The sequence below is a fragment of the Bacillus cereus group sp. BfR-BA-01441 genome (assembly GCF_022663075.1).
Taxonomy (GTDB): domain Bacteria; phylum Bacillota; class Bacilli; order Bacillales; family Bacillaceae_G; genus Bacillus_A; species Bacillus_A cereus.
In genome coordinates this window covers 142,126-166,778 of sequence record NZ_JAKUEU010000002.1, presented here as the reverse complement: position 1 = coordinate 166,778, position 24,653 = coordinate 142,126, and the positions used below count along the sequence as shown (strand labels likewise).

Below are 24,653 nucleotides of genomic sequence, written 5' to 3'. Positions count from 1 at the left end.
CATTGAGTTTTAATCAGCCATTTATAAAAGGAGAGATAAAATATCTTTGATTAATCCTTAGCTCCCATTAGGAGTACTGATAGAAAAACGATTGAGAATATATTTTTTTATTACATTTACAATTTGAAGAGTAGAACGTGTTTATCGTAATTCTCCAAACACCAATTATATTTTTTTAGAATGATTGGATGGACTGCTTCTTTCGTAGTATCGACTTCAGTATATCCATATTTCTTATAAAAGTTTTCTAATTCCTCAAAAGGAAGACAATATACATTTTGTATTTGTGATTTTTTTGCAGTTTCTACTAAAAATGAAACAAGCTCACCAGCTAATTGTAGCCCTCTAAATTGAGGCAGAATAAAAATTCCGCCCATTTCTAAAGTATCTTCATCTATTTGGACTAATCGGCCAACACCTGCATACTCGTTGTTATATGTAATAATTGCAACTTTATCTCTCTTTAAATCACTCCGTACAAATCTTATTGAGTCATATTGGTTATTAATCCATTCTAAATCGTTAGATGTGGCCAATTGAATACTCATATACATCCTCCTTCGGAATACTAGCGCTCTCTTCATTATATAGAACATAAGATACTATATCAAAAGAACCTTGAGATAGCACATTTGTTTAAGTTATTAGTTAAAAGTGTGGGATTGCTGGCATTGAAATGATGGCTTCACCAAACATAGGATAATAATCTTGTGAATTTAGTGTTACATAGTCAAAATAAAAATTAGTTTATGTGTTCGGTAACGCAAGGTTGTTTAAGTGTAGAGAAAATCATAGGGTTATTTTAATTAGTAGCTACTATATTCATTGAAGCTATTAAGGAAATGTGGTAATCGCCAGCCCTAGTGATACAAATCATATTAGGATTTAGTAAAAAAATTCTTCCTGAAAAAGAGGGGGATTAAAGATAAGAGCACTTCGAAAAGTGCCCTTCAGTAACGACTACTTATTCTAAAAAGAAAGGATGCAATATATCATATGAAGTTTAGTGTATTTAAGTATGGGTCTTTTATATAAATGTGAAATAAAAGAGGATTGTCTTCTTATTAGAAGGCAACTTTTTGTTATTACAAAAAAGAATTAGAAATAAAATATAAATTCAGTTACTTGTCCAAACAATTTTTTTGAAAATACATAAAATGCTAGTAGTTAGCCAATATTTTTATATTGCTAATTTTTTAGACTAAAAGGGGTGATTTTATGTGTGATTGTGAAGTTTGTAGAAGAAAGAAAAAACGTGATCCATTAAATCGGGGTTCTGAACCAAAAAAACAGGATTCCGAATCAGTAAATTCTTATTCATTTAGTAAAAATGCAAATTTTTTAGAAGAAGCTATACAAACAGATGAAATCGATCAAGTTTCTGAGGAATATATTGAAATAGTAGATTCAGCAGATGTACAAGTTACTACTACAAATACAAAAGCTGCACTATCTATCCAAGCCGCGTTACAAGCAGCTATTGTGGTCGTAGTAAGTATTTCTATAGCAGATAGTGAAAAGGCAGATAAAATAACACAAGAATTGTTTCAAAAATCATCTATTAAACAAATTAATAGACAAAAAACATTTATTAAAAATTCCAGAAACGTAACCGTAACAACTACTGATACAGATATTGCAGTGAATATTCAAATTCTTCTTCAAATTTTATTAGCGTTACTAGTTAAACTAAACATTTTATAAAGTGTCTATCCTATTTAGCTATAAGGGTTCACTCTAAGTAAATATTTTTTGTTGTAATATGTGGTACAAGCTTGGACTTTCTCATTATGACTGAATTAATATTCAAAATTGATGGGAAATTAAGTGTGGAAAACTACACAATAACAAAGGTGAACCTATTATTTAACAGTGAATAAAACTTATATATGTGAAGTAAAGGAAAGCTGTCTTCGTATTAGAAGACAGCTTTTTGATTTTATTAGTAAAAAGCCGTGAAAATAAAAGATTAAGTTACTTGTCCAAGCATTTTTTATTTAAATACATATAATGCTGGTAGTTAATCTAAATTTTTATAGAAAACTGATAGGAGTGAATATTGTAAATGGATGATTTAAATAAATTTTCTTCCTTTAAGTTTGATAAGGATCAAAAGAATATAATTATAGACCTTCTACTCTCAGATATTTTTAATAGGCATGGGATAAATGAAGAAAAACTAAAAAATTTATCGCCAGAAAAAAAGCAGCAAATTAAAAGTATTGTTTCTGAAATACAATCACAAGTTAATAATTATTTAGATTGAAAGGGGGTGAATGTATGAAAAAAACATGTCATTCAGATGAAAATAAAAGGTGGAGTGCATTAGACTCCTCAAATCCTCATCCATCTTTTAAAAATGCTACCGTTTCAGAAGCTGCAGCACAAGAAAGTAAAACTTACCAAATTTCTGAAGAATCTATTACAATAGTTGATTCAGCAGATGTAGAAGTTACGACTACAGATACAAAAGCTGCGTTATCTATTCAAGCTGCATTACAAGCAGCTATCGTGGTTATAATAAGTATTTCTATAGCAGATAGTGAAAAAGCTGACCGTGTAGCACAAGAATTGTTTCAAAAATCATCTATTAAACAAATTAATAAACAAGAAACTGTTATTAGAAATTCTAGAAATGTTACAGTTACGACTACGGATACAGACATAGCAGTAAATGTTCAAATTCTTCTCCAAATTTTATTAGCTTTACTAGTAAAATTAAATATTTTATAAAATGTTTAACTTGTTTTTATCTAGTGATTCTTACAGGTGAATATTCACTGTTTTAATTATAGTACAGGCTATAAATATTTATCATAACTGGACTAATATTCAACATCACCAAAGTATGAATGTAAACAAACAATTTGATGGAAAATAAAGTTTGGTTATTTTATGAAAATGTAAAAGCCATTTCCTTTATTGGATTTGGCTTTTACATTTTAAACAGTATGAATTTGAAAAGATTATATTAAGATAAAGAATTAAAATATAATGATACAAAATACTTATAAAATTATTCGTGTTTTAGAAAAATAATAAGAAAAAGGTGTTTAAAATAGAATCATTTTCATTAATAGTTCAAGTTTTGAAGAATAGTGCATACAATATAAAGTGTTTTCCTTTCTTCATTTAAGTTTTACGTATATAATTTAAAAGTACTATTTTTATTTTATTATTTTATATTTATAACAGAATAGAGGTTTAAAAATGGGTGTTAAAATCATTACGGATAGTGCGGCGGATTTACCAGTAGAATTGCTGCAAGCATATGATATTGATTTAATTCCACTCCGTGTATATGATGAAGCAGAAACAGAGTATTTAGATGGAGTAACATTAGAGTCAGTTACATTATTGCAAAAAATGAGAGAAGGCGCTGTTTATAGAACGTCATTGCCTTCACTTGAAACGTTCCAAGAAAAATTTGTTTCTTATGCAAAAGAAGGTAATCCTTGTATATATTTAGCTTTTTCATCTGAACTGTCTGGTACATATCAATCATCAGTTGTCATTAAAGAGGAAGTAAAAGAAACATATGCTAACTTAGATTTAGAAATTATTGATACGAAATGTGCTTCGCTTGGTCAAGGTCTTGTCGTTTTAGAAGCTGCTAAAATGGCAAAAGACGGCGCATCAAAAGAAGATATTTTAAAGCGTGTTGATTTTCTAATGAGCCATATGGAACATATCTTCACTGTAGCTGACTTACAGTACTTAGTGAGAGGTGGACGTTTAAGCAAAGTCGCAGGATTTATCGGTGGTTTACTAAACATTAAACCGATCTTAAACGTGGAAGAAGGAAAACTTGTACCACTTGAAAAGGTACGAGGGAAAAAGAAAGTATTAAGCCGTATTGTTGATATTATGGAAGAACGTGGTAAAGACCTTAAAGGTCAAACAATCGGTATGACTCACGGTGACGATTTAGAAACAGCGGAAGCATTAAAATCATTAATTACGGAAAGATTTGGCTGTGAAGTATTTATCGTAAATACAATTGGTGCAGCAATCGGTGCACATACAGGACCTGGCGTTATAACGTTATTTTTCTTAAATGAAGTAGAGTAAAGGATTGATCTTTTGATCAATCCTTTTTTATTTTTTAATCTGTGATAATCGGTCGATATGGTATTGATGAAGATAAAATCTTTGAAGTTTTCCTATATCAAATGCAATCTTGTAGAGGGAGTATTTTTTATATGTGTAATGATACTTAATGGTAGAAGAAAAGAGTATAAATAAGAATATATATATAGGAATTTAAATATTTGAAGATATCAAAATTTTTCCATTTCATATATAATTGTGTGGGGAGAAATATCTGTAACTATTTGTAAAAATAGGAGGCGGCTATAAAAATGCAAGAAAGTGCTAGATGGGATTTAAATCGCTTGTATTTGAATGAGGATATTCTATTTCCGATTTTGGAGTTGAAAGAGCAATATTTTGTAACAAAAGATGTAGAGATTCTTTCAAAGCTTATACAAGTTATTGAAAAAGCAGAATACTATTTGTACTGTCGATCGGTTGAAGAAAGTGTTCCATCTGACCTTACTAAATTGACCGTGAAAGTGAAGGAACTAAAAAGTGAATTACAGCAAGTAATAAAACATAATGAAGTGGAAACTTCAGATAATACTAAGTTAATAAAAGATGAACTTAATGCGTGGGAAAATATGTACATACAATTACGGGATAGGATAGAAATAGAGCACAATAATAAACTATTATCCTTTGGACAAGCAAATACTATTGCAATGAATAGTGATAATGAAAAGGAAAGATTAGAAGTATTCGAGTCATTAACATGTGCTTTACATAAGGAAAAAGAAATCTTTGCTACTGTATTAAATCAAGTAGGGAGATTGCGTAATGCAAAGAGTAATGAAATAGAAGATAGAGAGATTTTAACACAATCTTTTCATGCGAATGGCATTTCAGAAACTGTATTATTCCAAATGTGGAATGCGACAGAAGAAAACCTTGATAAATTAGTAAGTGCTTTAAACGTGTATAAGAAAGGGAAAGCTTCAATTACATGGCATGCACTTATGACGGTAAAGGAAAGTAATGAGGTCATGATTCCTTTTTCAGTAGCAATACAAAACGTTTATGATGCATGGAAGAATATTGATGAAGAATTAGCAGAATTTGCACGTAATGCGATAGAAAGTGGTTGGATAGATGCTGAACCGAGAGAGAATAAACCACCAGGCGGGTTTTGTGCTCCATTTTTCAGTGAGAAAGAATCGCGAATTTCCATTCGTTATGATGGGAGTATAAATAGTGTAAGAGTGCTCGCTCATGAATTAGGACATGCTTGGCATTTTTATAATATGAGTTTTGAACAATCTACATCTTTTTTAGATGATTATTTGCCAATGAGTACGGCTGAATCAGCATCTATTTTCTTTGAAACGGTACTCTTAAATTATCTAATTGAAACAACGGATAGTAAAGATACGAAAAAGTCATTACTTAGCTGGAAAATAAGAAATAGTTTTAATTATGTAATGGCAATACGAGCATCGTATCAGTTTGAAAAAACATTTTATGAAAAATGTAAAGAGGGTCCTTTAAGTGCTGATGAAATTGAGAAATTATCTATAATTGCACAAAAAGAAGCTTATGGAAATGCTTTAAGTGAATACCAGCCGTTTGTATGGATGAAATATATTCAATTTTATATAGCAGATGTTCCTTTTTACAAATATCCATACACGTTTGGATATTTAGTAAGTTTTAGCTTATTAGAAATAGCTCAAGAAGGTAAAAGTACTTTTCATTTGAAATATAAAGAGTTCTTACGAGAAACAGGAAAGGCTCCAGTAGAGGAGCTTATGAAAAAACATTTTGAAATAGATATAAGAAATTATGAATTTTGGAATAAAGCTTTTATTCAAATTTCTAAAGACATTGATGAATATTTGCAGCTTATGTAAGGGGAGAGTACAGTGGATCAGCAATTTATAAAAGGTATACCTTTTTCAACTTTAGAATATGCAAAAGCTATAAGTTTATTAAAAGGTTGGCTACATGAACAACAAGAGAAACCAAGGTTTGTAGTAACTGCAAATCCTGAAATTGTTATGTCTGCAAAGGAAAATACGGAAAAATCAAAGGAGTTTAAAAAGATGTTACTATCTGCGGATTTAATAACAGCGGATGGGATTGGTGTCATAATTGGCTCGAAAATATTAAAAGGAACTTTGAAAGAACGTGTTACTGGGGCGGATTTAACTCACGATTTAATAAAATATTGTAACGACAATGAATATCGTATCTTTCTTTTTGGAGCTGTGCCAGAAAGTAATAAAAAGGCAATAGAAAAATTAAATGAGCAGTTCCCAGGAGCACAGTTTAAAGGACAGCATGGCTTTGTAAATGGTGAAGAAATAGAAGAAATAAAAATGAAAATTAAGCAATTCAAGCCGCATTTATTACTTGTAGGACTAGGTTCACCAAAACAAGAAGAGTTCATTTATGAAAACATACAAACATTAAACGTTCCGCTATCTATTGGTATCGGAGGAATGATTGATATAATATCTGGTACTGTAAAAAGAGCACCGAAAATAATGAGGGATACTGGAACTGAATGGCTGTATAGGTTACTCTCACAGCCGAAAAGATTAAAGAGACAACTTGTACTTCCGAAATTTTTATTGTCGGTTATGTCAGAGAGGATTAAAGGGATTAATTAATAAAGGGGACTACATACATGAACAGAATCGGCATTATCGGAGCAATGCAAATTGAAATAGATTTACTTTTAGAAAAGCTAGTAATACAAGAAGAACAGACAATAGCGGGAATGCCATTTTATATTGGAGAATTCATGGGAACAGAAGTAATTATTGCACGTTCTGGTGTAGGGAAAGTAAATGCAGCTGCATGTGCGCAAACATTAATTCATAAATTTAATGTAGACTCTATCATCAATACGGGCGTTGCTGGTGGATTACATCCAGATGTAAAAGTTGGTGATGTAGTTATTTCAACTAATGTTACCCATCATGATGTAAGTAAAAATCAAATGAAAAAATTATTCCCGTTTCAAGAGGAGTTTATTGCAAGTAAGGAATTGATAGAGTTAGCACGTAAAGCATGTAACAGTAATAGTTCAAATATTCAAGCTCACGAAGGAAGAATTGTAAGTGGTGAATGTTTTGTTGAAGATTCAAAGTTAAAGGCAAAATTAATAGACGAATACGCACCTCATTGTACAGAAATGGAAGGTGCAGCAATTGGACATGTTGCCTACATAAATGATATACCGTTTCTTGTTATACGATGTATTTCTGACAGTGCAGATGATGAAGCTCAAGTTTCTTATGATGATTTCGCGAAAACTGCTGCAAATTATTGCTCAGAAATTATTATTGAGATTCTTAAAAATATATCTGGTAAAACTATAGTCCAAAAGGAGAGATAAGAATGTTACAAGCATTAATTTTTGATATGGATGGAACATTATTTCAAACAGATAAAATTTTAGAATTATCGTTAGATGATACTTTTGATCACTTAAGATCACTTCAATTATGGGATACGGTAACACCGATTGAAAAATACCGTGAAATTATGGGTGTGCCGCTACCGAAAGTTTGGGAAGCTTTATTACCGGAACATTCTATTGAAATAAGAGAACAAACAGATGCATATTTTTTAGATAGACTAATTGAAAACATAAAAAGCGGAAAAGGCGCTTTATATCCAAATGTAAAAGAAATATTTACATATATAAAAGAAAATAATTGTTCCATTTACATTGCTAGTAATGGTTTGAAAGAATATTTACGAGCAATCGTAACTTATTATGCTTTAGACAAGTGGGTGACTGAAACGTTTAGTATCGAACAAATACAATCGCTAAATAAAGGTGACTTAGTTAAAAGTATTATGAACAAATATGATATAAAAGAGGCAGCCGTAGTTGGTGACCGGCTATCTGATATAAATGCAGCGAAAGACAACGGTTTACTGGCAATTGGATGCAATTTTGATTTTGCGCAAGAAGATGAACTTGCTCAGGCTGATATAGTAATAGATGATTTAATAGATTTAAAGCGGATACTGCCTGCTGTACAGAGATAAATAAAGTGTGTGCATTTTTTTCGAGTCCTATATGTCTTATTTTATGGAGGGGAATATGCTTAAAAATAATTTTAAAATTAGTAATATTCCTGCGGTTTTGTGGGGAGATAAGAGTGAAAAAATTTTTATTGCAGTACATGGAAATATGTCAAATAAGGAAGATGCAGTTATTCAAATATTAGCTGAAGAAGCCGATCGAAAAGGTTATCAAGTATTAAGCTTTGATTTACCTGAGCATGGAGAAAGAAAGAATGATAACACTCCTTGTAAAGTACAGTTTTGTGTTAATGAATTATCTATAATTATGAACTACGCAAAAGAACATTGGAAAGAAATAAACGTGTTTGCATGTAGTATGGGAGCATATTTTAGCCTTTTAGCTTTTCAAAATGATGTGATAGAAAAGGCATTATTTTTATCACCAGTAGTTAATATGGAACGAATTATAGAAAATATGATGAAATGGTTTAATGTAACACCGGAGCTTTTACAAAAAGAAATGACTATAGAGACACCTATTGGTCAAAAGTTATATTGGGATTATTTATGCTATGTAAAAGAGCATCCTATTAGTACATGGAATACAGATACATATATTATGTACGGAGCTAAGGATGAACTGTGCGAATTTGAAACTATTAACTATTTTACAAAAAAACATTGTTGTGAATTAGAAGTTATGGAGACGGGTGAACATTACCTTCATACTGAAGAACAGTTAAAAATATTTGAACAGTGGTTACACAAACATATTGATTAACAAATTACAATTTATCTTGAACCTGTTAGAGAAGAATGGGGAATATATAAACTGATAGTATATTTGAGAGAAAATATAAATGTGAATGTATACACTTAAACAAACAGATGCTTTAGTTAAATAAGAATTAAACAACTATATTATCGATTTATATCTAAAGTGAAGAATACACATACTACGAATTGAATAAGATAACAATCATAAAAATGCTCAGAATCAAAAATTCTAGAGCATTTTTATGTATTTTCATAGTAAGGGGAGATTTACTTGAAAGATATACATATTCAACAAATTGAAGATTTAATGATATACGAACACGATTATCTTGTTCAGGAAAGCAAAGACGAAGGATTTTATTTCCTAATAAAACTAATAAGTGAATATGAAAATAAAATAAACACGTTTAATAAAACTGGTGAATGCTTATATGGGATTTTTCAAGGGGAAAAGTTAATTGGAATAGGAGGGTTAAATGAGGATCCATATACAATAAACAATAAGATTGGTAGGATAAGGAGATTTTATATTGCAAAAAAATACCGAAGGAAAGGATTAGGGAGGTTATTATTAGCGAGAATTATAAACGATGCGAAAAAACATTTTAATATTGTTGTTTTAAATACAGATACAGTACAGGGTGACAAATTTTATACTTCGAGTGGATTTCTGAAAGGGACAAAATATATGGGAGTGAGCCATTATTTGAACTTATATAAAAGGATATAGTGAATTATTGTTTACTTCTCCAGTAGAACTTTTGTTCTGTTTCATGTAGATTGATGTTATAATTTATAAGAATTTAATATTAGAATGGAGAATTGGATGATGGGAGAAAATAAAATTATTAATGATTTCAATGAATATTCAATTTGGATAAATACATTGAAAGGTATGAAAGAGGAATTGTGGGTGGCACCAATATCAGAGGGGAAATGGACTATTGGCGAAATAATATCTCATATTATGAACTGGGATGACTATCTATTACGTGAGACATTATCATCAGTGAGAGATGGGAAGGGAATGGAGTTCCCTGATTTTGATACATATAATAAACTAGCATCTAGTTATGCCAAATCCGGTATATCTAAGATGAAACTTCTTGAAGAAGCAAAAGCTAAAAGAGAGTTACTCGTAAAAGAACTTAGATTACTATCTGCTGGAAATCTAAAGAAACCTTTAACGGCCAATGGAGTATCACATTGTCCTCATACCGGAACGCCATATTCTCTTATATATATTATTAAAGAATTTGTAGATCATGATAACCATCATAAAAGACAGGTTATTCATTTTTTAAATGAAAATCAAATTGTTAATTGATAAAGAAAGATCCCGCAAATCATATTTGTGGGATCTTTCTTACATTATAACTTAACCTTCATGTGTTTCAATAATAATCCTGGTTTACCTTTTACATAATAAAAATGCGGATTATTTTCATCATCATAAAGCATAATATAAGGCTTTTCTTTTAGTGGGAGTAGTATAAGTATTTCGTCTATTGTAGTGTGTAACCATTGATTAGTAATAGAAACCGGCTTAGATAAAGGGATTTTTATCATATAGCCATCTTTTGGAACGACATTTAAGTTTTTAAATGGACCAGTAATTGATTTAGCGTATTGAACTGCTTCTTTTTGGATTACTGGATCTAAAGATTGCTTTTGAATGACCATTTCTTTTTGACAATCAAATACTTCAATTTGTTGATTTGTATTTGCGAACGCATTTGTTGATAATAGAAATAGAAGAAGAGAAATGACCCCGATTTTTTTTATCATAGTACAACACCTCACCATTACTATCCCCTCAAAAGCTTTAAATATTTTTCTGTCACATTCATGTAACAAAGATGTTGTATGATACAATTGGTTTTTGTTTAAAAGCAATGGAGGAAAAAATATGAAAGTTTTAATTGCAGATGACGAACAAGATATGTTAAGGATTTTAAAAGCTTATTTTGAAAAAGAAGGCTTTGAAGTATTATTAGCGAAAGACGGAGAGGAAGCACTTCAAATATTTTATGATGAAAAAATTGATTTAGCTATTTTGGATTGGATGATGCCGAAACATAGTGGTATTACTGTCTGTCAGGAAATAAAAAAGAATTCAAGCGTAAAAGTATTAATGCTTACGGCGAAAAGTGAAAGTGAAGATGAATTAGCAGCGCTTCAAAGTGGGGCAGATGAGTACGTAAAAAAACCATTTCATCCAGGAGTACTAATTACGCGAGCGAAAAAACTTATTCAGCATGATGATATTATTCAAGTACAAGATGTAAAGATAAATTTTGCCAAAAATAAAGTATATAAAAATGATATAGAGTTAGAAATTACAAAAACAGAGCTCGAATTAATAAAATGCTTTTTAAATCATAAAGGAACTATTTTAACTCGTAAAAAATTGTTAGACATTGTATGGGGATTTGACTATTTTGGAGAAGAGAGAACGGTTGATACACATGTAAGAAGGCTGCGTAAAAAAATTGGAGAAAATATTATTAAGACGCATCGTGGGCTGGGTTATAGTTTGGAGGAACAAAGTGAATAAACTTGGGAAAAAGCTATTTCTCAGCATTTCTTTAACCGTTATTCTTATATTTACAATTTCTTTATTATTAATTAACTTTCTCCTGCCGAAATATAATATTTATAAAACACGTGAAAACTTAAATGAATTTACAACTCAAATACAAAATGCGCCAGTCAATGATTTAGAAGATGTTATTCATACAATTGAAATTGAAAATAACGTTACAATTGCGTATACGCCAATTAATCAGTCAGAAGATGCTATGAACGACGCGTTACGCATGCAACTTACGAAAAAGAAAGTAACGTTAAATAAGCTTTGGATTACGAAAGACGAAGTTATGAAAGTGAAGACGGAAGGGCAATCGAATAAACTGTACGATCAAGGAAAGGTAAAAGCGAGTTTTTTTGCTAAATATATTGCGAAAGATGATACGATAATTTTAATTGGGACTTCCATTGCGAATTCAAATGAAATTATAAATACGTTAAATACATTTTACTTATATATCCTATGTTTCTCGCTCCTTCTTATTATTTTACTTGTGTGGATACTTTCAAAAATAATAACGACACCACTGAAAGAGTTAAGTGATGTGGCTCAGGATATTTCACATTTGCAGTTTAAAAGAACGAAAGTGAAAACGAATGATGAAATAGGAGAGTTGGCCAATAGTATTAATATCATGAGTGAAAAACTACATGAAGCACATCAAGACTTAACTGATCGTAATGAACATTTAAAACGATTTATGGGTGATGTAACGCATGAATTAAAGACACCGATCGCATTAGTAAAAGCATACTCTATGGGGATTAAAGATGGATTAGATGATGGGACTTATGTAGATACAATTATTAAACAAACAGATCAAATATCAAACTTAATTGAAGAACTATTACGATTTTCTAAACTAGAAAGAGATATTTTACAAAAAGAAGAATTCCCCATTGAACCACTGGTTCAGAGTATATTAGATAAGCATCAGATTGAACTGGATTCGAAAGAAATTAACTTGCAAGTAAATTGTAATGCGGGCAATACAATCGTTTATGCAGATTTAAATAAAATGAGAATGGTGTTTCAAAATTTAATTTCTAATGCGATAAAATATACAGCAAATCAAAACATAATAATTACATTAGAAGATAGAAATAAAAGTATATATTTCCAAATAAAAAATGGCATTCCTACGGATAAAATTAAGGATATCGAGAAAATTTGGGAGCCTTTTTACGTACTAGAATCTTCTCGTAGTAAAGAAAAATCAGGTACAGGATTAGGACTAGCGATAGTGAAAAGTATTTTAGAAAGGCATGGTTTTGAATATGGAGTTTCCTCTATAGATGGAGAAATTCAATTTTATATAAATGTGAAAAAGGACTAATGAAAATATTAGTCCTTTTTGCAGCTTTAGAGATTAGCGATATAGGATGAATCACCATAATTTTCGAAATTGATGTATTAAATGGAGAATTAGCAAATGTTCTACTTTCATTAAATTCACGTGAAGTTCACAGGAAAACGTTATATTTACATAGTTATATTTGAATTTAATGAAGTGAGGTATTCAGATTTGAAAAGAAAGAAATTAGTAATTGGTAGCATTTTAATGGGTATGACGTTATCTTTATCTGCATGTGGTTCATCAGATAATATTGTAACGACAAAATCAGGAAGCATTTCAGAAAGTGATTTTAACAAAAAATTAAAAGAAAACTACGGTAAACAGAATTTATCTGAAATGGTAGTAGAAAAAGTATTACATGATAAATATAAAGTTACGGATGAAGAGGTAACGAAACAACTAAAAGAATTAAAAGACAAGATGGGCGATAATTTTAATACATATATGGAATCCAATGGTGTGAAAAATGAAGATCAGTTGAAAGAGAAATTAAGGCTTACTTTTGCTTTTGAAAAAGCTATTAAAGCAACCGTAACGGAAAAAGATATTAAAGATTATTATAAGCCAAAGCTTCAAGTTAGCCATATTTTAGTAAAAGATGAAAAGACAGCAAAAGAAATTAAAGAAAAATTAAATAGTGGCGAAGATTTCGCGGCATTGGCTAAACAATATTCAGAGGATCCAGGTTCTAAAGAAAAAGGTGGGGAACTATCTGAATTTGGACCTGGTATGATGGTGAAAGAATTTGAGGATGCTGCGTATAAGTTAGAAGTTGGTCAATTGAGTGAACCTGTTAAATCTTCTTTCGGATATCATATTATTAAGCTAACGGATAAAAAAGAGCTTAAACCGTATGAGGAAGAGAAAGAGAATATTCGTAAAGAATTAGAACAGCAACGTATACAAGATCCTCAATTCCATCAACAAGTTACTAGAGAACTGCTTAAAAATGCAGATATAAAGGTATCTGATAAAGACTTGAAAGATACCTTTAAAGAGCTAGAAAAATAATAAATGGAATGTAAGGCAAGCGATAGAAATATCGGTTGTCTTTTTCTCTATTTATCCCGCTATTTGCAGGGCAGTAAGACCCCACCTCAAAATTCAGCGAAAGCAAAGAAGTGGCCCTGCTGATCGTAAACGCCCAATTGGTGAGGGCTGATTAAAGTTTCACGTTATAAAGAAGGAGGAAGTGGGAAAATACTTTCATACCTGCATTAAATTTTACTTAATAAGAAATCTTTGAGTTTCTCAACTTTTATATAAAATAAAACTGAATTTTCAGTTATTTTGTTATATAGTAAAAGAGAACGAATAAGGGGAGGGAACATTTTGAGTAAAAAGAAAATGGCAATTACACTGTCAGCAATGCTATCTGCAACAATTATACCTAGCTTTACTATGGATGTGCATGCAGAGAAGAAGGAAGAGACTAAAAGTACGAAAATTGAATTAGAAAATGGGATGACAAAACCGATTTATTCTCTCGATGAAGCTATTATCGAAAATTTATATGTAGAGACAGAAGTTGATAGTGATCGAGACGGTAAGAAAGACAGAGTATCGATAAAAGTTATGCGTCCAAAGACAGATCCGAATGTGAAAGTTCCTGTTATTTATGAAATGAGTCCATATCGATCTGGATTAAAAGATGTTCCTGTATATAATGTAGATGAAGAATTGTATGCGTATGAAGGAAAACCGTATGGAGCGGTTAATCTTGGTTCGTATGGGAACTATTACGTGCCAAGAGGTTATGCAGTTATTCTAGGCGAAAGTATCGGTACTGGAAAATCAGATGGATGCCCTACAACTGGAGATGAACAAGAGATACTCGGGACAAAATCTGTTATTGATTGGGTAAACGGTCGCGCGAAAGCATTTACAGAACAGGGTGAGGAAGTTCAGGCAAATTGGTCTACAGGAAATGTAGGTATGACTGGAGTTTCCTATAATGGTACATTACCAAATGCTGTTGCGACTACTGGAGTTGAAGGTTTAAAAACAATTATTCCAATCGCAGCAATTAGTAGTTGGTATGATTATTATCGTGCAAATGGTGCAGTCATTGCTCCAGGCGGGTATCAAGGAGAAGATACAGATAATATGGCAGAAGCAGTACTGACAAGGGAAAACCCTGAAGTTTGCGGACAAGTTATAAAAGAGTTAACGGCTGGACAAGACCGAAAAACAGGTAATTATAATGATTTTTGGGATAAACGTAACTATGTAAAAGATGCTAAAAATGTAAAAGCGAGTGTATTTGTTGTTCATGGTTTAAACGATTGGAATGTTAAAACGAAACAGTTCGCGCAATGGTGGGAAGCACTTGGAGAAAATAATGTTCCGCGTAAAATGTGGCTACACCAAGGTGGTCATGGTGGGACATCAAGTAATAACTGGCAGCAAACACAAAATAAATGGTTAGATTATTGGTTGTACGGAATTGAAAATGGAATTATGGATGAACCAATGGTTGATGTGCAAAGAGAAAATAAAACGTGGCAAAAGATAAAAAATTGGCCAGATCCAGCAGCTGTACCTTCAAAAATCCGTATGTATTTAAGCAATAAATCAGTCAATTTGCCACTAAGTATGGGATCGGCTAATAAAGTTTTCTCATTCTTAGATGATGCACAAATAAAATCAAACCAATTAGTAGCAAATCCAGAATTAGAAGTAGCAAATCGATTAGTATATACAATGCCTGTACTGCAAAAAGATACGCGTATAAGTGGTACACCAAAGATTTCAATTACAGGAAATATTGATCGATCTGTATCAAATTTAACAGCGTTACTTGTTGACTATGGAGGAGCGAAGCCGGAAATCGTAACGAGAGGCTGGATGGATCCACAAAACGTAAAGAGTATAGAAAATTCAACAGCGATTCAAGCGGGCAAAGATTATACATTTACATGGGATATGCAGCCAGATGATTATGTATTTAAAGTGGGGCATCAAATCGGAGTTGTTTTAATTGCAAGTGATTATGATTATACAATTAGACCGAAAGCTGGCACGAAACTTACAGTGAAATTAAGTGAAGTGACATTGCCGATTGTGAAATAAATATTTTTTCTAAAGAGCTTACTAAAGTAAGCTCTTTAATTTGTAGTCTGAATTTTTAATTTTTATATTTCAAATTGGAAGGGTATGTAATACAATATCATTATATTCTATGGAAAGTGAGTGATATATTATGATAGTCAGCTCTTTCGAAATCTCATTAAAATTAGAGGTACAGGAAGATTAGTTGAATTGAAATCTTCCGTACGTAAAAACGGAGGAGAAAATAAATGTTTAGTTTTTATAGTACACTTTGTACGGAACTGTATGATTACACAAAACCAGTCGGTTATTCTTTAAATGGTGATATTGAGTATTACAAAGAACGTTTAAAAGATTGTAGAGGAAGAATCCTCGAAGCCGCAGTAGGTTCAGGGCGTGTCATCATTCCGCTTCTAGAGGCTGGTTTTAAAGTGGATGGGATAGATTATTCACCTGAAATGCTAGATTCTTGCCGTAAGCGCTGTAAAGAGAGAGGCTTACATCCTAATTTATATGAAGGAAGCTTGCAACAATTTTCACTTCCGCATAAATATGAAGCAATTATCATTCCTACTGGATCTTTTTGTTTAATTGAAAATCGTTTGGATTCTATAAATGCATTAAAATGTTTTTATGAACATCTTAATCCAGGTGGACGATTAATCGTAGATATTATGCTCCCGCATAAATGGAAGACTGGGGAAATTCATACATCGACTTTCTCTTTGCCAAGCGGAGACGGAATCACATTAGAAAATAAATCAATTGAAATAGATTGGCTGAACCAAGTTACTGTATCATATTTGAAATATGAAAAGTGGAGTAAAGGACAGTTAGTACAAACAGAATTGCAACGCTTTGCGCTGCGCTGGTATGGAATAGAAGAGTTTATACTTCTTTTAGAAAGTATAGGTTTCTCAAACATTACTTGCTCTGCTGAATATGTTTATGAAAAAGAACCGTCAAATGCAAATCAAATGATTACTTTTGAAGCTGTGCGAAAAGAATAGAACTAAAACTATGAATAAAAAATAAGGCAATCGTTTTAAAATCGGCTGTCTTATTTTTTATTTTATGTAATGGTTTATAGAGAAAGATTGGAGGGAAATAAATGAAACTTATATTAATATTTGGCCCACAAGCAGTTGGGAAAATGACAGTGGGGCAAGAATTAGCAACATTAACTGGTTTAAAACTTTTTCATAACCACATGACAATTGATTTAGTAAGTCCAATTTTTGATTACAGTACGAAAGAAGCAAAAAGACTAGTAAGTTTATTTCGTAATGAAATATTTGAAGAAGTATCTAAAAGTGATTTATCTGGAATGATTTTTACGTATATATGGGCATTTGACCTCCAAGAGGATTGGGATTATATACATCATGTAGAAAATATTTTTGAATCAAAAGGTGGGACAGTGTATTTTGTAGAGCTGGAAGCGGAATTAGATGAAAGATTAGAACGAAATAAAAGCCCGAATAGATTAGAACATAAACCGAAAAAAAGAGATATTGAGTGGTCTAAAAATAATTTGAAAGAAACGATGAAAATGCATAGATTAAACTCTCTTCATGGTGAAATTGAAAAAGAAGAGTATATAAAAATTAATAACACGTATTTGAGTGCAAAAGAAGTAGCGGAAATGATTAAAGAGAAGTTTCAATTGTAAAATTCCCGAAGTCTATTTCGTTTCTATTGTCCAAGCATTCTCCTACTAATTACATATACTATTTATGTTAAAATCGGTCACTATTTTAGATGGTGCTATTTTAATATATATAACTATGCAGGGAAGAGGGGAGAATAAATTTGGAAAACGTAGAACAAGATAGAATTGAAAATCAAGTGTATTCAAATCGTGTAGTAAGATCAGAATTTGATGCGAATTGGGAAACTTGTATATCAAAGAGTGGTTATGTAATTTATATAGCAACAAGTAATAATGCTGAAGTAATAGTGCTTCTTGCAGATGGTTCAAGTAAATTATTAATTTTCGAAAAAGGCGGTAAAGTAGTTGTAGGTGGCGGTGGAACAAGTCATTACAGTAAGCCGCATATTGCAAGAAATATTTAAGATAGAGCATGTTAATTAAGAAGAAACTAGAAAACGGTTGTCATTCATGTTTAGGGCATGATAGACGAACCGTTTTTTATTTGTTTATAAATTTAGAAGAACTTCATTGATTACCAATACATCGAGATGAGCAGCGAAATTAGAAGAAAACTTGGCGGGTAATGGTACAAAATATTATGTACATTTGCAAGAATCTTACAGCGATATAAAAAAGCATTTCCTATTTGGGGAAACACTACTTCTATGTTATAGTATAATAGTGTTTTTAGATGGTACTATTTTAATATATCTATAATTTTGTTATGTATTATTTTCATATTAAATTAGCACCTAAAGTATTTTTTTATATAAGGAGTAGTAATTAGAGAAATGAAAAATATAGACTTTATACTAGAAAGTGACGAGGCATTAAAACCGTCTGAACGATTAGTACTATTATTATTAGAGAAGCATAGAATGTTATATACGAACGATCTATTGGCATTATCAAATTTATCATATAAAACATTAACAGATGCATTAACGGCGCTAGTTTTAAAATCGTATGTGTTAAAGGAAACAGGTAAGGGAAGAAGACAGAATTGCTATAGATTAGTATGATAAGGCAGCTGTTTTAGAAACTTTTACATATGTTTTTTCAATTGTAAGGTGAAATTGTATTTTTGTTTTCGAACGAAAAACTTACTATAAGAGGGGCTAAGATAGTAGCGTTTCATTTTTGTAAATATAATTATTCTATCATTGAAAATACAAAAATAAAATAAACCGCATAAAACAGAAATAAAAAAACAATCCATTTTTAAAATGGATTGTTTTTTATTGGAATAATATTATTTGATATGTTGAAAGTATAAATAGCAGAATAAACATTACCTGTTTTAGTTCATGCAACTGAACAAATATGATGAAAACTATGTGTATAGTTTTTTGCTTGCTTTTTCAGTCACTCTAATGAAATCATGGTCTTCATTGTTTAAAGGCAGTATTTTTAACAGTATTGCTATTCAGCATTAAGCACAAAAAGTGATATATAATATTATTATGTAAACTTAAGATTTTAAAAGGAAAATATAATAATGAATAGAACATGTAGAAGGAGATGCTTAAATATTTTGAAGGATGGGAGATTATTATGGAGCATTTACAATCAATAGCACAAGCTGTTATAAGTGGTAATAAGGAAAAAGTAGTGAAGTTTATAAAGGCGAGTCCAAGTATTGTTAACGAATGTAGTGAAGATGGATGGACACCACTTCATTTAGCAGCTTATTTTGGACAGAAAGAAATAGCGAGTTTTCTTTTAGAAAGTGGTGCAGATATACATAGTAGAGCGAAAAACGAAAATGAAAATACGCCTTTGCAAGCGGCAATTGCGAACAAGCAAAGTGAACTTGTCGATTTCTTAATTGAAAAAGGATCAGATATAAATATTATGCAAAGTGGTGGCTGGACAGGACTCCACGAAGCAGCATTATTAGGAAATGAGGAAATAATTATGTTGCTCCTTAAAAATGGAGCTAATAAGATGATTAAGAAAAGTGATGGGAAAACAGCGTATGATATTGCATTAGAAAAAGGATATGATCACCTTTTACATCATTTGAAACAGGAAGTGAACTTATGATGAATAAATGGAGTGTTGGTATATTTTTATTTAATGAAGTAGAAGTGTTAGACTTTGCAGGGCCATTTGAAGTTTTTTCTGTAACTGAGGTGAATGGAGAAAAACCATTTACTGTTTATACAGTTAGCGAGAATGGGGAAATGATTACAGCAAGGAATGGATTGAAAGTACAGTCAGATTATAGTATTGAAAATTTACCACCAGTGGATATTTTAATAATTCCGGGCGGGCTAGGTGCTAGAAAATATGAAATAAAAAATGAAATAGTAATAAAATGGATTCGCCAACAAATGAAAGAAGTAAAGCTGATGACTTCAGTTTGTACAGGAGCGCTATTACTGGCGAAAGCAGGTTTACTAGAAGGTTTAAAAGCAACAACACATTAGGCTAGTATTGAAAAGTTTAAAAATGAGTTTCAAAATGTTGAAGTTATAGAAAATGTAAAGTTTATAGATGAAGGACATATTATAACATCTGCCGGAATTTCAGCTGGAATTAATATGGCATTTCATATTGTGAAAAACTTGTTAGGTGTGCATGTTGCGGAGGACACAGCGAAGCGAATGGAGTATGATATTAGTTTCCCAAATTAAAAAGCCCGGATTGGGCTTTTTATATTGAATGAATATAGTTAAGCTCTTCATCACTCAACATAGGGCGAACAGATGCATTTGCATTTTCTTGTGCTTGTATTCCTGTTTTGGCACCAGGAATTACAACACTTACTGCCGGATGAGAGAGTACATAGCGAAGTGCAAGTTGCCCTAAGGTCTGATTTTTATTTGAGAGCAACCGAAGTTTCTCTACAGTTTGTAAGTCTTCTTGAAACCAAGTTTCATTTGGCCAATCTTTGCGTAAATCTCCATCCGGAAAAATTGTTTTATTTGTGAATTTTCCAGTTAAAATGCCCATTTTTAATGGACCACGAATAACAGCTCCTAAATTTTTCTCTTGTAAAAATGGTAATATATCTTTTTCTGGTTTTCGATTTAATATATTGTAATCAAGCTGTACGATATCAATTTCGTTGTTGTTATTGAAATGATGAATGTATTGTAAATCATGAGTCGAAACACCGACTGCTCTTACTTTGCCATCACGTTTTAATATGTCAAATGCACGTAGAAATGCTTCTGTTTCCCTACGATTATGCCACCAAATATGACAAAAATAAAGATCAATATAATCTGTTTGAAGACGTTGTAAACTTGTTTCGAATACGGCGATGATTTTTTCGGGAGTATCATATACAGGAACTCCATTAGGGTCGTAGTGATGCCCGATTAAACCACCTTTCGTTGATAGGATAATATCATTGCGATGTCCTTTAATCGCGGTAGCCACCAACTTTTCGCTATGTCCTAAACCATACACATCCGCAGTATCAATAAAATTCACACCACACTCAATTGCTTTTTTTATAGCGGTTATAGATTGTTTATCGTTAACAGGTCCCCATTCATCACCACCGATTGCCCATGCGCCAAAACCTATTTCAGAAACAGTTATTCCAGTTTTACCTAATGTGCGGTAATGCATATTTCTCCTCCTTGTAAGCATGTTATAACATGGATATGTGGGCAAGGAATTTTTTGTGTGAAAAAACTCTTCTACAATAGTAGAAAAAGAATTACAGAAACTACTATTTTATAGCAGCATGTATAAAAAAAAACGGTGTAAATATGGAAATGTCGTCGAATGCTATCTTTAATTGGTTAATTTATGGGATATTTTTGTGAAGGAGTTTATTTTATAAGAATAGAATTTAATTTAGTAAGAAAACGTGCCGATGGTAGTGAAAAATATGGGTTAGGGGGATTTGAATGAGGAAACTCAAACGAGTAAATGTTCCTAATATACCAGAGCAATTATCACAACCTAGTGACAAGCGTAGGATAAATAAAAAGAAGTTAAGGCGACTTATTTTAATGGTCCTTTTTATTGCGGCAACTACTCTGTACGTTCAATATATTTTAACGAAACAACAAGAAGTAATTGATAAAAAGAAAGATACGATTACGGATCAAAAGAAGCAATTAGTATCTTTAAAGAAAGATAAAGATTCTTTAAAGACTAACATAGAAAATTTAACAGACGATGAGGAAGAAATTTTGAAGTTAGCGAGAAAAGAGTATCAATTTTCTAAGTCAAATGAAACTATATTTGTGATGCCAAAGTAATAAAAACAGTTAGCCATTGAACTGCACCCCCAATTGTTAGACACCGTCTAACAATTGGGGATGCAGTTTTTTATGTATGAATGTCATGGTACAAGGAACAATCACATATTGTAGAAATAAAGAGTTTAAGCTATTTTCATAAATATGGAATATGCACTAAAATAAATGTTGTTAAAATTCTGTCAATTATATTATAATACAAGGTAAGCGGATACATTTTTTAATCAACGTTGAGTTCCTCGCTCATACGACTATTAAGAAACCCGTTATCCTTGTATAAGAAAGGAAGATAGCTGTGTACGCTTCAAATACAATTTATATCGTAGGGGATGCGAAAGCACCTCAAAATAATCCCATTACTGAAAAGTTTAAAAGCTATTTCGTAGCATTTATACTTGTTAAGGATACAGGGGAAATTGTAGATGCAGACTGCTCAGCGACAATTGCATTAACATCTCAATTTGTTAAATATTTATTTCTACATAAAAATATAAATGACCCGGCGTTAGTAATGGAAGTAAAGAACCGATATTTCGGTTCTTCTCAAAAAGCGTTACTTGTAGCGCTAAAAGATGCACAGAAAAAATATAATCAGATTGCTGCTTTGTCTACTCAATCATAGACAAAATCCAGCCGTAAGAATCATTCTTATGGCTGGATTTTTTTATTTCACATTATCGTCCTACATTAAAAGTAAACGAAAACAAAGTAGAGAGATAGAAGAGTAAATGCCCAATAGGTTTACCCAATAATCCGTGGGTATAAACCTCCGGTGGATTAAAATTTCACTTCATTGGAGAACGAAAGGATGAACAAAATGAAAATTACAGATGTAAAAGTAAATCGTAGACGTGTAAAACTGCATACACCGTTTAAAACCGCGCTTCGTACTGTAACCGAAATTGAAAGTATAGATGTTTATATTCATACAGACGAAGGAGTGATTGGTAAGGGGGCTGCAGCCGCAACGCCAGTTATTACGGGGGATTTCACCAGCGGAATGGAAGAAGCGATTTTAGGGCCGATGCGTTCATGTTTAATTGGTCAAAATATCATTCAATTTCAGCAGTTACTACAGCGCATTCAAATGAGTTGTATTGGAAATTCAAGTGCGAAAGCAGCGGTAGATATCGCTTTATATGATGTATATTGCCAATATCAAAATGTGCCGTTATATGCATTGTTAGGCGGGAAGAAAGAAATTCATACCGATATTACAGTGAGTGTGGATGAGCCTGTATTAATGGCAAAAGAAGCGAAGAAACATATAGAAAAAGGATTTCAAACATTAAAGATTAAAGTGGGTAAAGAGGCGCATTTAGATTTGGAACGTATTGAGGCAATTCGAAATGTGGTACCAAGAAATACGACATTACGTTTAGATGCGAATCAAGGTTGGAGTCCAAAAGAAGCGGTTTCTATCATTCAAGAGATGGAAAATCGTAATTTAAATATAGAATTTATTGAACAACCAGTACACGCGAAAGATTGGGATGGGTTAAAGTACGTCAAAGATCGTGTGCAAACGCCAATTATGGCCGATGAAAGTATATTTTCAGCAAGTGACGCATTAAAGCTCGTTCAAGGAAGATATGCAGATTTTATTAATATTAAATTAATGAAATGTGGTGGCATACGTGAAGCATGGCGTATTGCTGATATCGCAGAAACAGCTGGTGTGAAGTGTATGGTGGGCAGCATGATGGAGTCTTCACTTTCCGTTAGTGCTGTTGCGCATTTAGCGGCAGCGCATCCTAATATTCATTATTTTGATCTTGATGCACCGCTTTGGTTAATGGAAGAGCCAGAAGGAATGACTTATTCTGGATCAAAAGTAAACCTTCAATCGACAGTGAATAGTAAATCTTAGGAGAAGAGACAAGTAAACTATCTTTTAAGGGGGATATATATGAAAAAAGTAGGAACTGCATTTTTAACAACTTTATTTATATTTTCATCGTTTACATCGGCAAATGCTGAAGAAAAGAAGGATAATAAAGCATTTATAGATGTATCTGCTGCAACGTTATGGACAGCACCTGATTCATTAAGACCAATCGATACACCGAGTGCAACAAATCCAGTGGATCTATGGAAATGGACGAAATCAATGACACTTGACGAGAAACTATGGTTAACAAATGCAAATAAATTAGAAACACAAGCTTTACTCGGTCAAGAAGTAACTGTTATTGATAAGAAAGGCGAATGGGTGAAGGTATTAGTGCATGGACAGCCAACACCACGAAATGAAGAAGGTTATCCGGGCTGGATGCCTGAAAAACAATTAACATATAATCAAGAATTTGCAGATAAAACAAATGAACCTTTTGTCTTAATAACTAAACCAACAGCGATTTTATATATAAATCCTTCTGAAAAACATAAATCACTTGAAGTCAGTTATAATACAAGACTGCCGCTATTAAGTGAAGACACAATTTCATACCGTGTATTGTTGCCAAATGGTCAGAAAGCATGGCTACGAAAAAATGATGGAACAGTTTACCGATCTCAAACTGATATTCCAACTCCGGCGGCCAATGATTTAATTAACACAGGGAAAATGTTTTTAGGCTTACCGTATATATGGGCTGGTACAAGTGGTTTTGGATTTGATTGCTCTGGCTTCACACATACGATCTATAAATCGCACGGCATTACAATTCCGCGAGATTCTGGACCGCAATCAAGAGCAGGGGTTGCAGTTGATAAAGAAAATCTACAAAAAGGAGATTTAATTTTCTTTGCACATGATCAAGGGAAAGGTAGTGTCCATCACGTTGCAATGTATATTGGTGATGGCAATATGATTCACTCACCAAGAGCTGAAAGGTCGGTAGAGATTATACCGCTAAATACACCAGGATATATAGAAGAATACGCTGGTGCTCGTCGTTACTTACCTTAAAAATAGAA

The 24,653-nt window shown here is 32.1% G+C and carries 27 protein-coding genes and 1 pseudogene; 25 read left to right on the top strand and 3 right to left on the bottom strand.

Going from position 1 to position 24,653, the window contains the following annotated elements:
* Positions 1 to 116: 116 nt before the first annotated feature.
* Positions 117 to 548, bottom strand: a complete 432-nt coding sequence (locus MR107_RS01990) for a GNAT family N-acetyltransferase (RefSeq protein ID WP_048656231.1) — start codon at positions 546 to 548, stop codon at positions 117 to 119.
* Positions 549 to 1,218: 670 nt separating this feature from the next.
* Between MR107_RS01990 and MR107_RS01985 the strand changes: the two genes are divergently transcribed.
* From MR107_RS01985 to MR107_RS01935, 11 genes are all read left to right on the top strand, one after another.
* The gene (locus MR107_RS01985; protein ID WP_016110152.1) at positions 1,219 to 1,704 is read left to right on the top strand and encodes a spore coat protein; all 486 of its coding nucleotides are present in this window, start codon (positions 1,219 to 1,221) and stop codon (positions 1,702 to 1,704) included.
* A 361-nt stretch (positions 1,705 to 2,065) separates the two neighbouring features.
* Complete coding sequence (locus MR107_RS01980) at positions 2,066 to 2,266, top strand: spore coat protein W (RefSeq protein ID WP_000342253.1); 201 nt, start codon at positions 2,066 to 2,068, stop codon at positions 2,264 to 2,266.
* A 14-nt stretch (positions 2,267 to 2,280) separates the two neighbouring features.
* Complete coding sequence (locus MR107_RS01975; protein ID WP_000750486.1) at positions 2,281 to 2,733, top strand: spore coat protein; 453 nt, start codon at positions 2,281 to 2,283, stop codon at positions 2,731 to 2,733.
* A gap of 477 nt (positions 2,734 to 3,210) precedes the next feature.
* On the top strand, positions 3,211 to 4,071 hold the full coding sequence (locus MR107_RS01970; protein ID WP_000538278.1) for a DegV family protein: 861 nt from the start codon (positions 3,211 to 3,213) through the stop codon (positions 4,069 to 4,071).
* A gap of 290 nt (positions 4,072 to 4,361) precedes the next feature.
* The gene (locus MR107_RS01965; protein WP_242292029.1) at positions 4,362 to 5,945 is read left to right on the top strand and encodes a M3 family metallopeptidase; all 1,584 of its coding nucleotides are present in this window, start codon (positions 4,362 to 4,364) and stop codon (positions 5,943 to 5,945) included.
* A gap of 12 nt (positions 5,946 to 5,957) precedes the next feature.
* The gene (locus MR107_RS01960) at positions 5,958 to 6,707 is read left to right on the top strand and encodes a WecB/TagA/CpsF family glycosyltransferase (protein ID WP_242292028.1); all 750 of its coding nucleotides are present in this window, start codon (positions 5,958 to 5,960) and stop codon (positions 6,705 to 6,707) included.
* Between the two features lie 17 nt (positions 6,708 to 6,724).
* Positions 6,725 to 7,438 (top strand): 5'-methylthioadenosine/adenosylhomocysteine nucleosidase, encoded by a 714-nt coding sequence (locus MR107_RS01955; protein ID WP_001079719.1) that lies wholly within the window; start codon positions 6,725 to 6,727, stop codon positions 7,436 to 7,438.
* A 2-nt stretch (positions 7,439 to 7,440) separates the two neighbouring features.
* Positions 7,441 to 8,100 carry an HAD hydrolase-like protein gene (locus MR107_RS01950; protein ID WP_000938422.1) on the top strand — a complete coding sequence of 220 codons (660 nt, stop codon included), beginning with the start codon at positions 7,441 to 7,443 and terminating at the stop codon, positions 8,098 to 8,100.
* A 55-nt stretch (positions 8,101 to 8,155) separates the two neighbouring features.
* Complete coding sequence (locus tag MR107_RS01945) at positions 8,156 to 8,860, top strand: alpha/beta hydrolase (protein ID WP_048656226.1); 705 nt, start codon at positions 8,156 to 8,158, stop codon at positions 8,858 to 8,860.
* A 267-nt stretch (positions 8,861 to 9,127) separates the two neighbouring features.
* Complete coding sequence (locus MR107_RS01940; protein WP_000651656.1) at positions 9,128 to 9,586, top strand: GNAT family N-acetyltransferase; 459 nt, start codon at positions 9,128 to 9,130, stop codon at positions 9,584 to 9,586.
* A gap of 99 nt (positions 9,587 to 9,685) precedes the next feature.
* Complete coding sequence (locus MR107_RS01935) at positions 9,686 to 10,183, top strand: DinB family protein (RefSeq protein ID WP_000504410.1); 498 nt, start codon at positions 9,686 to 9,688, stop codon at positions 10,181 to 10,183.
* 44 nt (positions 10,184 to 10,227) lie between these two features.
* Here MR107_RS01935 and MR107_RS01930 read toward each other — a convergent pair whose 3' ends face one another.
* The gene (locus MR107_RS01930; protein ID WP_000591766.1) at positions 10,228 to 10,644 is read right to left on the bottom strand and encodes a hypothetical protein; all 417 of its coding nucleotides are present in this window, start codon (positions 10,642 to 10,644) and stop codon (positions 10,228 to 10,230) included.
* Between the two features lie 121 nt (positions 10,645 to 10,765).
* Here MR107_RS01930 and MR107_RS01925 point away from each other — a divergent pair, with 121 nt between their 5' ends.
* From MR107_RS01925 to MR107_RS01880, 10 genes and pseudogenes are all read left to right on the top strand, one after another.
* Entirely contained in the window at positions 10,766 to 11,413 is a 648-nt protein-coding gene (locus MR107_RS01925) for a response regulator transcription factor (protein ID WP_000865979.1), read from the top strand.
* Entirely contained in the window at positions 11,406 to 12,782 is a 1,377-nt protein-coding gene (locus tag MR107_RS01920) for a sensor histidine kinase (protein WP_086404902.1), read from the top strand. Before MR107_RS01925 ends, MR107_RS01920 begins: the two co-directional genes overlap by 8 nt.
* A gap of 189 nt (positions 12,783 to 12,971) precedes the next feature.
* Positions 12,972 to 13,814, top strand: a complete 843-nt coding sequence (locus MR107_RS01915) for a peptidylprolyl isomerase PrsA (protein WP_242292027.1) — start codon at positions 12,972 to 12,974, stop codon at positions 13,812 to 13,814.
* Positions 13,815 to 14,135: 321 nt separating this feature from the next.
* Positions 14,136 to 15,875, top strand: a complete 1,740-nt coding sequence (locus MR107_RS01910; protein WP_025687665.1) for a Xaa-Pro dipeptidyl-peptidase — start codon at positions 14,136 to 14,138, stop codon at positions 15,873 to 15,875.
* A 227-nt stretch (positions 15,876 to 16,102) separates the two neighbouring features.
* On the top strand, positions 16,103 to 16,864 hold the full coding sequence (locus MR107_RS01905; RefSeq protein ID WP_000490913.1) for a class I SAM-dependent methyltransferase: 762 nt from the start codon (positions 16,103 to 16,105) through the stop codon (positions 16,862 to 16,864).
* 101 nt (positions 16,865 to 16,965) lie between these two features.
* The gene (locus MR107_RS01900) at positions 16,966 to 17,526 is read left to right on the top strand and encodes an AAA family ATPase (protein ID WP_000767066.1); all 561 of its coding nucleotides are present in this window, start codon (positions 16,966 to 16,968) and stop codon (positions 17,524 to 17,526) included.
* Between the two features lie 140 nt (positions 17,527 to 17,666).
* Positions 17,667 to 17,930 (top strand): hypothetical protein, encoded by a 264-nt coding sequence (locus MR107_RS01895; protein ID WP_000432421.1) that lies wholly within the window; start codon positions 17,667 to 17,669, stop codon positions 17,928 to 17,930.
* A 369-nt stretch (positions 17,931 to 18,299) separates the two neighbouring features.
* Positions 18,300 to 18,530: a hypothetical protein gene (locus MR107_RS01890; RefSeq protein ID WP_000789029.1), complete on the top strand. Its 231-nt coding sequence runs from the start codon at positions 18,300 to 18,302 to the stop codon at positions 18,528 to 18,530.
* Between the two features lie 532 nt (positions 18,531 to 19,062).
* Positions 19,063 to 19,554, top strand: coding sequence for an ankyrin repeat domain-containing protein (locus MR107_RS01885; protein ID WP_002182823.1), 492 nt, complete (start codon positions 19,063 to 19,065; stop codon positions 19,552 to 19,554).
* Positions 19,551 to 20,147 (top strand): annotated as a pseudogene (locus MR107_RS01880) (DJ-1/PfpI family protein). The gene MR107_RS01885 and the pseudogene MR107_RS01880 overlap by 4 nt, the downstream one beginning before the upstream one ends.
* Before the next feature lie 19 nt (positions 20,148 to 20,166).
* Here the strand turns inward: MR107_RS01880 and MR107_RS01875 are convergent.
* A complete protein-coding gene (locus MR107_RS01875; RefSeq protein WP_000559357.1) occupies positions 20,167 to 21,093 on the bottom strand; it encodes an aldo/keto reductase in 927 nt (308 codons plus the stop codon).
* A 284-nt stretch (positions 21,094 to 21,377) separates the two neighbouring features.
* On the opposite strand from MR107_RS01875, the gene MR107_RS01870 reads away from it, so the two are divergent.
* The 4 genes from MR107_RS01870 to MR107_RS01855 all read left to right on the top strand — a co-directional run bounded on the left by MR107_RS01870 (position 21,378) and on the right by MR107_RS01855 (position 24,645).
* Complete coding sequence (locus MR107_RS01870; protein ID WP_001228727.1) at positions 21,378 to 21,734, top strand: FtsB family cell division protein; 357 nt, start codon at positions 21,378 to 21,380, stop codon at positions 21,732 to 21,734.
* A 295-nt stretch (positions 21,735 to 22,029) separates the two neighbouring features.
* Positions 22,030 to 22,356, top strand: coding sequence for a DUF3870 domain-containing protein (locus MR107_RS01865; protein ID WP_000271312.1), 327 nt, complete (start codon positions 22,030 to 22,032; stop codon positions 22,354 to 22,356).
* 186 nt (positions 22,357 to 22,542) lie between these two features.
* Complete coding sequence (locus tag MR107_RS01860; protein ID WP_001038463.1) at positions 22,543 to 23,604, top strand: dipeptide epimerase; 1,062 nt, start codon at positions 22,543 to 22,545, stop codon at positions 23,602 to 23,604.
* A gap of 39 nt (positions 23,605 to 23,643) precedes the next feature.
* Positions 23,644 to 24,645 carry a C40 family peptidase gene (locus tag MR107_RS01855; RefSeq protein ID WP_000755417.1) on the top strand — a complete coding sequence of 334 codons (1,002 nt, stop codon included), beginning with the start codon at positions 23,644 to 23,646 and terminating at the stop codon, positions 24,643 to 24,645.
* The last annotated feature ends 8 nt before the right edge of the window (positions 24,646 to 24,653 follow it).